Annotated in this window: 9 protein-coding genes and 1 pseudogene; 3 read left to right on the forward strand and 7 right to left on the reverse strand. The window is 52.1% G+C overall.

Annotated elements, in window-relative coordinates; all coding sequences use genetic code 11:
- Positions 1-233 precede the first annotated feature (233 nt).
- Positions 234-1,517 carry an OprD family porin gene (locus Q1W15_RS18800; RefSeq protein WP_300730895.1) on the forward strand — a complete coding sequence of 428 codons (1,284 nt, stop codon included), beginning with the start codon at positions 234-236 and terminating at the stop codon, positions 1,515-1,517.
- Positions 1,518-1,622: 105 nt separating this feature from the next.
- Here the strand turns inward: Q1W15_RS18800 and Q1W15_RS18805 are convergent, their stop codons facing one another.
- The 3 genes from Q1W15_RS18805 to Q1W15_RS18815 form a co-directional block, all read right to left on the reverse strand.
- Positions 1,623-4,046 (reverse strand): TonB-dependent siderophore receptor, encoded by a 2,424-nt coding sequence (locus Q1W15_RS18805; protein ID WP_300730896.1) that lies wholly within the window; start codon positions 4,044-4,046, stop codon positions 1,623-1,625.
- 112 nt (positions 4,047-4,158) lie between these two features.
- Positions 4,159-5,106: a FecR domain-containing protein gene (locus Q1W15_RS18810; RefSeq protein ID WP_300730897.1), complete on the reverse strand. Its 948-nt coding sequence runs from the start codon at positions 5,104-5,106 to the stop codon at positions 4,159-4,161.
- Complete coding sequence (locus Q1W15_RS18815; protein WP_300730898.1) at positions 5,103-5,606, reverse strand: sigma-70 family RNA polymerase sigma factor; 504 nt, start codon at positions 5,604-5,606, stop codon at positions 5,103-5,105. Before Q1W15_RS18815 ends, Q1W15_RS18810 begins: the two co-directional genes overlap by 4 nt.
- Positions 5,607-5,822: 216 nt before the next feature.
- On the opposite strand from Q1W15_RS18815, the pseudogene Q1W15_RS18820 reads away from it, so the two are divergent.
- Positions 5,823-6,020, forward strand: a pseudogene (locus tag Q1W15_RS18820) (type II toxin-antitoxin system HicA family toxin).
- Entirely contained in the window at positions 6,017-6,418 is a 402-nt protein-coding gene (locus Q1W15_RS18825; RefSeq protein ID WP_300730899.1) for a type II toxin-antitoxin system HicB family antitoxin, read from the forward strand. The pseudogene Q1W15_RS18820 and the gene Q1W15_RS18825 overlap by 4 nt, the downstream one beginning before the upstream one ends.
- Positions 6,419-6,503: 85 nt before the next feature.
- Here Q1W15_RS18825 and Q1W15_RS18830 read toward each other — a convergent pair whose 3' ends face one another.
- The 4 genes from Q1W15_RS18830 to Q1W15_RS18845 all read right to left on the reverse strand — a co-directional run bounded on the left by Q1W15_RS18830 (position 6,504) and on the right by Q1W15_RS18845 (position 12,675).
- Positions 6,504-7,538 carry a DUF1254 domain-containing protein gene (locus Q1W15_RS18830; RefSeq protein WP_300730900.1) on the reverse strand — a complete coding sequence of 345 codons (1,035 nt, stop codon included), beginning with the start codon at positions 7,536-7,538 and terminating at the stop codon, positions 6,504-6,506.
- A 112-nt stretch (positions 7,539-7,650) separates the two neighbouring features.
- Positions 7,651-8,646, reverse strand: coding sequence for an AraC family transcriptional regulator (locus Q1W15_RS18835; protein ID WP_300730901.1), 996 nt, complete (start codon positions 8,644-8,646; stop codon positions 7,651-7,653).
- Between the two features lie 647 nt (positions 8,647-9,293).
- Entirely contained in the window at positions 9,294-10,841 is a 1,548-nt protein-coding gene (locus Q1W15_RS18840; RefSeq protein ID WP_300730902.1) for a DNA polymerase, read from the reverse strand.
- Positions 10,834-12,675: an RNA-directed DNA polymerase gene (locus tag Q1W15_RS18845; protein ID WP_300730903.1), complete on the reverse strand. Its 1,842-nt coding sequence runs from the start codon at positions 12,673-12,675 to the stop codon at positions 10,834-10,836. The genes Q1W15_RS18840 and Q1W15_RS18845 overlap by 8 nt, the downstream gene beginning before the upstream one ends.
- Between the last annotated feature and the right edge of the window lie 234 nt (positions 12,676-12,909).

Genomic DNA, 12,909 nt, shown 5'->3' on the forward strand with positions numbered 1-12,909 from the left:
GAGTTATTCCAAAAATAGCGAACAACTCACAAAAATTTCACGAAATTGACACGCTGCCTTAACGGCAGATAGGATTCCTGCCCACGCCTGTGGCGTTGAGCCATACACCAACTTTTCGAAAGACTTGCCTGCGTCTTCGGGCCGGTCTTTTTTTGTTTATGTGAAGCAACCACCACTCAATGTTTCAGCTTGAAACCCACAGCGCGCTTTTATTCAGAAATAAGGAAAATAATATGTTGAACAAACGCATAAGCCTTCTCGCGCTGGGCGTACTCACTGCCACCCAGGCCATGGCTAACGATCAAGCTGATTCGAAGGGTTTTGTAGAAGATAGCCACCTGAGCGTATTGGCCCGCAACGCCTACATCAGCCGTGACTACAAACACCACAAACAAGATAAAGCCGAATGGGGCCAAAGCTTTTGGGGCACCTTCAGCTCTGGCTTTACCCAAGGCACCGTGGGTGTGGGTGTGGATGCTTTCGGCATTTACGCACTGCGCCTGGATGGCGGCCGTGGTAACAGCGGCGCGGGCGGTATCGACTTCTTCAAACAGGGCGATAGCGGCAAGGCGGCACGGGACCTGGCCAAGGGTGGCGCCGCTGTAAAAGCGCGCGTGTCCAACACCGTGCTCAAGTATGGCGATCAAGTTCCGCAGTTGCCGGTCCTGATGTCCGACACTTCGCGTCTGGCACCTGAAACCTACACCGGCACCCTGTTGACCTCCAAAGAGATCGACGGCCTGGAAGTGAACATCGGTCGTTTCACCGCACAGTCGCGTAAAAGCGCCGAAGCCCGTGACAGCGGCGACCTGAAAAGCATCAACGTGTTTGGCGGTAGCTACAAATTCAACGAAAACCTGTCGGCTTCCTTGTACGCTTCCGAAATGGACGACGTACTGCGCAAGCAATACGCAGGCCTGACCTATGCCATCCCGCTGCAAGACAAGCACTCGCTGACGTTTGACTTCAACGGCTATCGCACGCATGTGAACAAAGAGTTCGCACGTGACGTGTTGAAACTTGATGGCCAGGACAACAAGATCTGGAGCCTGGCAGCCACCTACGCCTTTGACGCCCACAGCTTGACCCTGGCTTACCAGAGCAGCACCGGCGAAATCGGCTACCCGTATGGTTTCTACCGCAGTGCAGGCGGCGTGGGTGATGGCGGCAACACCATCCTGCTGGCCAACTCCTTCTGGTCCGACTTCAACGCTAAAGACGAACGTTCGTGGCAGTTGGGTTATGGTTTCGACTTCGGTGCCGTTGGCATTCCGGGCCTGACCTACAACATCGCCTACGTGCGCGGCACCAACATCGACGACGGTTCTGGCCGTGGCCGTGGTACCGAGCGCGAAATCTTCAACCAGGCCAAGTACGTTGTACAAAGCGGCCCGGCCAAAGACTTGAGCGTGCGCCTGCGTGGTTCGTGGTTGCGCGTGTCCAACAACGCCAGCAAATACAACGATGGCGGCAACGAAGTGCGCGTGTTTGTTGATTACCCGATCAGCATTTTCTAATGCCACTGGCCTGACACACAGGCCGGACATTTGAAGACAAAACGCCCTGACCGGCATGATGCGGTCGGGGCGTTTTTGTGTGGGGTTGTTAAACCCTGCGGCGGCTCAAAAATCCCAGCGGGTCGTGACCATCACATTGCGCGGGTCGCCATAATAGGCCGAGGTGTAAAAGCCGATATTGGTGTAGTACACCTTGTCGAACAGGTTATTAAGGTTGACGGTTGCCGACAGGTTTTCGGTGAACTGGTAGCGCGTCATCAAGTCCACCAGCCAAAACGGGTCTTGAGTGAATTTTTCGGAGCGGCCCTCGCCACCGTTGTAGCCCCAGTTATAGAGCGTCTGCCAGCCAGCGCTTTGCCAGCGTGCACCGCCGCCGACGGTGAGCTTGTCCAGGTCTCCCTTGAACTTATAGGTTGTATAAAAGCTGACCTGGTCTTGAGGCTCCCAGGTGGCGACTTTCTCATTTTCCTCATCGCGACTGATTTTGTGGGTGTAGCCCGCTTGCAGTTGCCAGCCAGGGCTGAGTTCACCCGATATCTCGGCTTCATACCCTTTGGTTTTGGTCTTGATGCCCAGATAGGAGCGGTCGTTGCCCGGGATGGAGTTGAACAGGACGTCTTGCAGCGGGCGATTTTTTTCATGCACTTCGAAATAGGCGAGGCTAGTGTTCAAACGCCCCCCGTAGAACTCTCCCTTGATGCCCAGCTCGTAATTATGACCTTCATTGGGGTCGAGCATTTTGCCTGTACGGTCGAGGTATTCGGTGTGTGGCTGGAAGATCTCGGTGTAGCTGGCGTAGGCCGAGAAGTTGTCGCTAAAGTCGTAGACCAGGCCTGCATAAGGCACAACCTTGCCGTTTTCCTGGCTCTTACGGGTGCCCGTAACTTTGTAGCTGGCAACGCGGGCACCGAGTAACAGGTGCAGCTCATCCATCAGGCTGAAGCGCCCGGTTGTATAGGTGCCGGTCTGGCGGGTAGTCAGGTCATTGATTTTGGTGGGTTGGTTCCACAGGGGCTCGATGGCATCACCGTCCCATTCGTAGAAATCATACGAGTTGTCAAAGTAGGTGGCTCTGCCGTAGTCCTTGCCTTTCCACTTGGCAATGGACATGGACTGCCCAACCACCATCTGATGTTCGCGGCCGAATAACTCGAAGGGGCCGGAAACGTATACATCCAGGCTATCACTGGTGGTTTTACCCGTGTACTTCTGAGCCCAAATAGAACTCTCAGTGGCCGAATCCTGGGAGATATAGGCCAACGGTGCGTTATAGCCGTTGATTTGATGGTTGAATTGGCCTTTGGCTACCCAGCCATTGTCGAAGGCATGCTCCAGGGTTGCGAAAGCGGTTCGGCTGTATTGCGCCCAGCCACTCCAGTTGGGGCCGTTGTTGAAAGAACGCGGTACATCCAGGCGGTTGCCGACGGCATCGAACACGGTGTGGGAGCCCGTCCAACTGGAGCCTTTCGGGTCGCTGTCCTGATAATCCGCGCCTAGTGTCAGCAGCGTGTCTTCGTCCAGGTCCACTTCCAGAATGCCGTAATACACGCTGGTGGTGCGTGAGTAATGGTCCAGGAACGTGTGTTTGTCCTGATAGGTCGCCACTGCGCGGCCGCGAACATTACCGGACTCGGTCAAGGGGCCGCTCAGGTCAATCCCCGAGCGGTAATTGTCCCAGGTGCCTGCGCCGAGTTCGACGTTACCCTGAAAGTCGGCGGTAGGTTTTTTGCGAATAAGGTTGATGGTGCCGCCAGGGCCCCCCGCGCCGGTCAGCAGGCCCGTGGCACCCTTGAGTACTTCGACGCGATCATAAATGGCCATATCCGTGAGCGTTTGGCCCGCCGAATACTGGGTATCGCGTAGCGTCGGGATGCCATCGTATTGGAAGTTCACAATGGAAAAGCCGCGTGAATAGTAGTTGGTGCGCTCGGAGTCGTAAGTCGAGACCGTGATACCGGGGGTGTGGCGCATCACATCGTCAATGGAAGTGAGATCAAAGTCATTCATCATCTGGCGGGTGACCACTGAGATTGACTGCGGCGTTTCCCGGGGCGTCAGCACCAAACGCGTGGCGGTAGCGATAGTGCCTGGCGTGTAGGAGCCGGAGCCCTCGGTCACCGTCCCCAACTGGTTCGTGGTGACTTCCGTGGCCCCCAACTCCAGTGCGCCATCAGATGTTTTCGGCTCCAGTACATAGCCGCCGTTGCTTTGACGCCTGGCTTGCAACCCGCTGTTGGCCAGCAGGCGGGCAAGGCCTTCTTCGACGCTGTAAGTACCATCCAGGCCTGCGGTCGTCAGGTCACGGGTCTGTTCAGTGTCAAACGACAGGGTCACACCCGCTTGTACCCCAAACCGAGTCAATGCACTGGTCAGTGGGCCGGCGGCGATCTGATAAGACACCAGGTTTTGCGCCAGAACCGGAGTGGGCATTAATGCCAGCCCCGGCACACTGGCCAGGGTCAAGCCAAACAGGGCCAAGCGTACCGCACGCGCCATGGAGGTCCTGGGGGAGAGGGGAAGCAGGGGCATTCGGTGATCCTTCCGTTAGTCTGGCAGACAGCCACTGTTGTCGCGGCTTATGTCCTTGACGGATGAGAATCGAAATCAGCAAGGTTACGGTGAAAGTATTTTCAGCGCCGGATTACGCCGGTTCCACGCTGGCCCAGTAGCGGGTCATGTAACGCACTCTGACGGGCAGGGTCTTGCTCAGGTTTTCCAGCACCGTCTCGGTGTCATCAATGCGAAAGGCCCCGGAAATGCTCAAGTGTTGAACCGCAGCGGCGCAGCGCAGAACGCCTGGGCGGTAGCGGCTCAGTTCCTCGATAAAGTCCCCCAGCCGCCAGTCCTCCACGCTCAACATGCCGTGCACCCACGCGGCCGAACTGGCCGCAAGAGGCTCAGCGGCATCGATGTGATTGCGGTCAAACAAGACTTGCTGGCCGGCGTCCAGGCGAAGGGGGTGATCGGCACGTTCCGCCGCCGACACTTCAACGGCCGCTTGCAGCACCCCGACGCGGGCGTGTTCAGGCCATAGGCGCACGCTGAACTGCGTACCGAGCGCGCGTATGCGGCCCTGTGCGGTGCTGACGATAAAGGGCCGTTGGGCGGGGTCTTTGGCGGTTTGCACGAGTATTTCGCCGCCGTATAACTGAATGAGCCGCTGGTGAGCATCGAAGCGAATATCCAGCGCCGTGTCCGCGTTCAACGCCAGTTGCGAGCCATCCTCCAGCTCAAGCGAGCGCCGTTCGCCGACGCCGGTGCGGTGTTGAGCCAGCATCGAGCGATACGGCACCGCCTCAACGGTCAGCCAGGAACAGCCGCCCACGGCCATCAGCATGCCCAGTATTTTCAGCACCTCACGCCGTTGCGCCTTGGCGGCACCGAGGCTGGACAAGGCCGCTTGCCGAGGCATTTGCGCCCACTGCTGTTGAAGCCTCTCGACCCGCGTCCATGCCGCCGCGTGCTGTGGGCTTGATTGCATCCAGGCCTGCCAGGCTCTGGTTTTGGCCTCACTGACCGCCCCGTCATTGAGTTGCACGTACCACGTAGCGGCCGCCTCTAGCGTTTTGATATCCAGCGTCGTACTCATTCGGTGTCGACCAGCAACAAACACCGCGTCATGGCGCGGATCAAATGATTCTTCACCGTGGTCACCGATACATTAAAACGTTCAGCGGCCGCGACATACGTCAGCCCTTCCAGTTGCACCGCGAGGAAAATATCCCGAGTCCGCGTGCCCAACTCATCCAGCAACGTGTCGATTGAGACCAGCATCTCGATGATCGACAACCGCACCTCCGGCGAGACATCCACCGGCTCCGGCCTGAGGGCCAACGCCTGCAGATAGGCGTGCTCGATGGTGCGGCGGCGGGATTTATCGATCAACAGCGAGCGCGCAATCGCACTCAAATAGCCGCGCGGCTCACGAATCGGCGCAACCGGGCGTGCCGTCATCACCCGCAAGAACGTGTCCTGCGCCAGATCAGCCGCATCGGCCGTATTGCCCAGCCGAACCCGCAACCAGCCCTTCAGCCAGCTGTTGTGCTCGCTGTACATCTGATGAAGAACCGAATGATCAAGCGCCGACATGAGTAAGCCACCAATGCGTAAATGGTAATCGCTCGCATTGTCATGATGGCCAGTTGTTTATGCAAGGCCGTTTTTGAGGGAGGGGATGGTCGGTGTACTCATAGTACGTAACACCCTTGTGAAACGGCCCACCTATTTTGGTGTGTATTGTGTGTAGCTATAATTTGCACCATCGCTCGATGGTGTGTGCCGTGCACAACATAGAAGGGTATCGGAGTGCGAAGTCGTGAGCTTATTGAGCTGCTGGAGAGCGATGGTTAGTTTGAGGTTGCGGTTAAGGGCAGTCACCATCAATTCAAACACCCGAACAAGGCTGGCAGGGTCACGGTGCCGCACCCCAAGGCCGAAATTGCAAAGGGAACGCTGCCCAGCATCCTTAAATCCGCAGGTCTCAAGGGAGAATTACTGTCATGAAATTCCCGGTCGTAATACACAAAGATGCTGATTCTGAATTCAGCGTGACGGTCCCTGATGTGCCCGGTTGCTTCTCAGCGGGCGCTACGTTTTCTGAAGCGCTGCAAAACGTGCAAGAAGCACTGGCTCTGCACCTGGAGGGCACCGTTGCGGATGGCGGCGAGTTGCCACAGGCCAAGGATATTGATGCACACCTGGACCATCCGGATTATGCCGGTGGGATCTGGGCCGTCATCGACTTCGACTTGACGCCCTATTTGGGCAAGTCCGTTCGATTCAATGCGTCTTTGCCTGAAAATCTGTTGCAGCGCATCGACGAGCGGGTCAGCAAGGACCACCGCTACGCCTCGCGCTCAGGGTTTCTGGCGACCGCCGCATTGCGCGAGTTGAGTGTTTAGGGAACCTCAGTCGAAGTGTGCAGTTGTGGGGCACACTTCTTCTGAGGTCGGGAGTTGATTAAGCAAACCGTTCAGTCATTTGAACCTACAGTGCGACGGGTTGCGGCTGTGGGAAATCCCATTGGCCATTCAGTAATTCTTCGCTCGGCTCATAAAGCCTGACGGTGTAGTTCCAGCCGGGCGGTGTCGGCAGGCAATTGGCGATTTTGCCGTCGCACCCGCCGAACTGGATATCAATCGAGCCATCAGCCTTTTTTTGGGCCGTGAGGTTGTTTAACGAATAGGCGTCGTACGGGTTTTTTTCGAAGTAACCGTCGGCGTTATAAACGCTCACCGACCAGAAACCATTCACCGGCACTTGCCCCACTTTTAACCGATAAACGGTTTTCCCATCGTTCTGTGGCATCACGCCGCCGAGGTAGATGGCGTCTTTGGCCGGGTTTCCGCCCCATCCCGTTGCCGTGCCAATCAGGTGATGCACCGGATTGACCGCGCCCTTGGGGCCAAAGGACTGGTTGTAGTCGGGAATCGTCGAGCCCAGCACTGCCAGGGCATCGCGCACCTTTTTTTGACTGGCCGGGTCCCACTTCGGTGTGACGAACACCCCGGTTCCGGCCTGGCTGACCTTGATTGCGTCTTGCAGCGCATGCACCTGTTTAAGGTCGTTGTCATCGGCGGGGTCGAAGAACAGGCGCACGGCGACAAACACATAGCGGGTACCGATAGCGTCTTTGGTCAGCGTCTGTGGGCCGGCCCCGTAAGCGACCGTGGGCACGTAATGGTCCTCGTTGACCACTTGCATCGACATAAACCGCTTGCCGGCCTCAGGCAAGGTGATCGTCACAGGGCCGGCGTCCAGGTCGAACACGGCAGATGAATACAACGTGTCGCGGTTCATGCGCACCACATTCTGGGCATCGATGGGAACGGGGTCGCGGCTATGAACAAACCGACCCAAACTGCCCGTTGCAACCATCTTGCCCATATAAAGATCGGACTCGGCCCGGGCAAAATTATCGACCCCGACCTGTGGGGTCGCCTCGGCGGATGACTGCGCGCTCACACTGCCAACGGCGGCCAGCGTGAGGGCGATAATGCAGGTTGCGGATGAATACGACATGCAAACCTCGGGGTCTTAAAAGTGGGTATCACCTTTTAAAACTGTATAAGAACCCCCCGAGGGAAACTTGCCATTTAGTGCCAAACGCACCGCGAATGCAGAGCTTAAAGGCTTAGGCGAGCGTTTCTACATCCTGCAACAAGGTTGAGAGGTAGCGCGACGGCGGGGTGCCGGTCCAGCGCTTGAAAGCCCGGGTAAAGTGCGCCGGGTCGCTGTAACCGACCATGTAAGCAATTTCCGTCGCGGTATATTTACCGCTGGCCAGTAATTGAAAGGACTCACTGCGGCGGGTCTCGTCCCGCAACGCATCAAAGTCAATGCCGCAGTGTTCAAGGCGACGTTGCAACGTGCGAGCAGACAAACCAACCTTTTTGGAAATGGCCGCCAGCCTGGAGTGTTCCTGATTCGCGATCTGCTGGACCAGCACGTCAGCCACTTCAGAGGTCGACTTCAAGGCCTGAGTGGTTTTCCATGCCCCATCCCGCACCGGTTGCAGAGGAATTTCGAGCAACTCACGATCGAACTCGATCATGTTGTACTCGGCGTTCATCTTCAAATGCGGCCCCAGGTATTCCTCCAGCGCTTCATCCCCCCGTACCCTCGGGTTTTTAAGGTGTACACGAATGGCCCCGGCGGCCCCGGACATCAGCGGCACCTTCCTGAGCACCACCAGGCTGGCGGTCGTGACCTGTAACGGGTCGGCCCCGTGCTGCCCGTTAAAGGCGTGAATGAGCTTCGTCGTGCGGCCCTCGGTGATAATTTTCACCTCACCGCCCTGGTGCAGCAAATTCGTATGAACCGCCGCCATGGCACAAGCCTGAGCCAGATGGGTGGACCCCAAAATCAACTCACCCCAGGCCCCGAGCGCGCGCACATCAGTCAAATGGCCCACCGCCGCCCCGCCGAAAGGATCCTGCGCGGCGGCGGCCATTTCATTCGCGATATGAAAACACGCCGCACGCGGCACCCAGATATCGGGGTTTTGAAACACCTGCGGAGAAATGCCAAAACGCCGGAAAAACTCCAGCGCAGACACCCCGCGCATATTCAAATAAGGCGCCACTTGCCGAAGCGTGCTGAGTTTGATGGATGGCCTAGCAATCGTCATAACCGCATGCACCTGCTGTTAAAAACACCCTGCCCGGCATTCAGCCCGACAGCGATGTAAAAGGGCAAAATGACATTAGCGAATGAGGGCGAAGTAAACAGCATGTTCAAGGCGCAGACAACAGCGCGGTTGACCGGAATTCGCCGCCAGAGCGCAACGGTTAGGCCCGCCTGAGCGGGGGATGTTGCCGGAAAGGGGGGCATCCCGTCTTCAGGCAACCAACGAAGTTGCAGCGGGTAACGTTTCCTGACCGTTTTGAGTTGTATTCGACAGAACTCCCACAACGATAAAAACCGTCAGAAGGGGGGCGGGGGCGGGGGCGGGGGAGAGGGAGAGAGGCTGTATTAGTTGGCTGTGGGGCCTTGTGTGGGGCGGCACCAGGAGTCGAATATGCAGCTATCTTATTGATAATGATGTGATTTATTTATGCTAAATAAGCAGTCTACCTCTAAAGCTACCTTTATCATCTGGAAAAGGATTAGTTAGAAAGTCTCGAGACATATGTACGTCTATCTCCAGATCGAGTGAGCGTCGGAGGTGATTGCAGTCACCAAGATGTGCCAGGTGAATCCAGTAAAAACTAGGAGCCTTTAACCAATCCGTAAGGAGCTCTCAAGCAATTTCGTATCTGTCCACAGCTTTACAAGCTACCGATCTTCATGAAATTGGCTTAATGACGCCTTGCCTTGAATCTTATTTTGAAAATGTTCAGACATTATTTCTGAAAAAATATTGATTACCCGATCTATGTCGTAGTCTGCGGAATGCTCCAGCAAAACAGCGTCGTGCATTGGCAGTTTTAGTTTTACTTCAGATATTGAACTCAAGCATAGTAATGCTTTCTTGAATATTAACGAGGCAGTCCCTTGCACAACTTGGCTGATAGCAGATCTTTTTTCCTTGCTTGTTAGTTCTCCTTTTCGATCACGGTGCATATAATTACCAAGCGCAGTGCCAATTCTTCCCGTACGTTGAAACTCTTCGTGAACTAAGACTTTCCAAGCTTCGAATGTTTTGAATTGTTCAAAGAATTTTTTAGCGTTTTGGCGATCTGCACCAAAACCCTGCGCTGCAGCAAGGATGTGTTGCCGCTTCATTCCATAGGCATAAGAAAGAAATAGCCTCTTGGCTTGTTTTCTCTTGCTCTTGTCGTCAAATATTTCTTCTGCAGCAATTTCATAGACATCGCTACTGTTATATAACTCTAATAGTTTTTCATCGCCGGAGAGCGCGGCCATTACGCCTGCTTCAAATTGGTCGTAGTCTATGTAGGACAACCGCTTGTTGGTATCTGGAATTAAAATGTCTCGATGGTGTTTTGCCAAATTTTGTAACGACGGGTCTTTGAAGTAGATTCTTGAGGTGATAGAACCAAAGCTATCGACTATCGGATAAATTCGGCTTTGGCTCAAGGGAATGGCTGCTAATACTCTACGTGAACTCTGAATCTTTCTTAAGCGAATTAAGTCCTCTGCAAAATTTGACTGCATAGGGACAAAATTTAAAATGTAATCCACGTCTATACCGGTAAAGTCAAAGCCTTTGGGCTCTAGGTATTCGATAACGGCTTGGTCGGAGGGAACCTCTAGAGGCATATCGTAGTCGGAAGAAAAACTCTTCAATGCCATATAGAATTCGAATTCTATTTTGTTCTTATGATATCTAAGTTTTTCTTCAGAAATAGAGATACCTTCTGATGTTGATCTTATTAGATAGTCGTTTACGGGACGTTCGATTACCATGAATCTCTCCCATTCACCGGCAGTAATTGCATCGCTTTTTACAACTTCTGAGCATTTTAATAGGGCTTCGCCAATTGACGACAGAATAGCTTCATCTAAAGGTATCTTACGGTTAAAAATCTCTTTATATCTTGCAATAATTTCTTCGGAAACAAATGAGGATAGGAGTTGGGATATGTCTTTCTTGTCTCTTGATTCTCTTTCTTTTTTCTTTCCAGAAGTGAGGATTCGAAGTTCTTCAATGTCTGTGATGTTGGATGGTAGTTTGTTTGTCGCCCGATAGAGAGATGGGGCAATTAACCATAAGTCATGGCAGACAAGCTCATGCTTTTGATCTACTAAATCAGATATTGTGACTTCACCTAAAGTGCCATCTGACCATAAGAAGATTCTGTCTTGCCCTTGGTCTGTATAGTCAGCTATAAAAAGTAAGGCTTTTTTTGATTCAGTCATATGGTGTGATCTCATCATAAAGATCAAGCATGGCTATTTTGTCTCGTTCGACCAAAGGCATACCATTAGTAAAATAAGGTTTGGCTCTGCTACCGGTCCATTTAAGTTTGGGGCCTAGCTTAGAAATTAAAGGTTTCAATTGATTTTGATCAAAGTCGCTACAGGCTAATAGAAAATTTCGCTGATGGTAATATGGCCAGGCAGACTCAAATTTGGAAATGTTATCAATTAAAATTTGTGCTTCATCAACACACTTTAGGTAAATAAATATGGCCGCTATCTCTGGTTGAAGTATGTCGGACTCTATTCTTGCAGTTGCTAGCGTTATTAAATTAGTGCTTTTATATTTGCGATTTGCTAGAAGTAACCATAGATGAAAGTTTTGCCAAGAGTGAACCGAGCGCTCATGATCACTGAGATGGTTGTAAATATCATTGAGCTCTTGCTCGTTGAGGTCTAGAATCCCAAGAAGTCTGCAGTACTGATCGGTCGAAGCCGCATGGTCCTCAAGTGAGCTAATTAAGAGTGCTTTTAGGTCTGTTGCTATGGTTGCATGAATATCAAAAATGCCTGCATCGGTCAGCTTAATCAGTCGGTTTACCGCGAATCGAAACTGCCTGGACTGTGTTTGTTTTTCTTCGATGCACTCTTTCAAAATTTGAAATATATACTTTGCTGAACGCGCAATAACCCTTCTGCTTCTTGATCTCCACATGTTGTCGATTGTGAGGCTTCGATCGTCAGATGTTGGAAAAAACTCATCAACTTCATTAGCAGTCGAGTCTTGGGTTAAAATTTTTGTTTTTCCAGAATTTATATTCATCCCGACCTTTCTGAGCTGATTTATAAGCTCAGTCAACGCTTTCTTTGCGACTCTCGTGTTGGGACAAATTACTCTGATGTCGTCCACGTATCGATAATAATCGTACCCTAATCGCACCATTTCATGGTCAATATCATTCAAGACAACGTTTGCGATGAATGACGATGCGTCGCGGTTTTGAGGCAGGCCGTGACGTTCACTGTATCCCCACCGCGACAAAAGGTTGCAGAGGGTTTGCACTGCATTCCTAATTAATACTTTGTTTGGACCCGAAGTATTTATATGTTCAATTGATCGCTCAAAAGCTGTGCGGATTGTTTCAATTGTAATATTTTCATAGCAATTGATTAGATCGGTTGCTAGTAGTGATTGATTGTTGCTAAGTGCCGTTCTAGTTACCCCTTCGAAAGTTTGCCATAAATCAATACGGCTTTTGAATATGTATTTCTCTGATTTTCTATCTTTATTGAATCTGTGGTTTAGCACTCGATGAGACAAGAGTGGATCATAAAATTGTATTAGGAAGGTACAGATTGCTTGATATATAAATCTGTCATAAAAGTCAGTTTCTAGCGAGTATCTAATCCCTAGCCCTTTTTTAGGTATATTGTAAACATTCCTGAAAGAGCCGATATATTGTCCATTTCCTTCATTTAATAATTCATATAGGACTTCATGAAGGGATTGTTTGTTTGAGAGAAGATCTTTGTGTTGAAGTGTGTCAGTAAACCAGTCATCCCTCATATCTTGGTTTAAATGTTGCAGGACACTGTCGACGTCGATCGGAAATGCTAAAACGTCTTTTCCATCTTGAAATAAATCTGCTAAAACGCCACCTTTTTTTAGTAGCGGTGAAAGAATGGACCGAAGTTCTTGGAGCTTCTTTTGTTCGCTGGAGTTCAGTTTTTCTGTATTGAAGGATTCAATCAATAACTTCAGATTTTTAAGGCCATCATCCTGCTCTGCCAGATGCGGAGTTCCTGCCGCCTCGGACACGAATTGTTCACTCATGTCTCATTCCTCGATCTATCCGGGATTCGATAGTTTTTTTCTATTTGTTGTTTTTCTCAAATACCCCTTCAATAGGTACTCGACTCGCAAAGCTGCTGCTGAAAGCTAGGTTATCAAAATGCTATCGGACGTACTATAGCCGTATAGTCTAAGACAGGCGCAGAAATATTTTTTTGACGAAACAGCATGCAGCTATCTATATGGTCGCTTGCCGCCCAATACCTGTATGTCCGA

Origin of the sequence: Pseudomonas sp. (genome assembly GCF_030150285.1) — a bacterium.
GTDB lineage: Bacteria > Pseudomonadota > Gammaproteobacteria > Pseudomonadales > Pseudomonadaceae > Aquipseudomonas.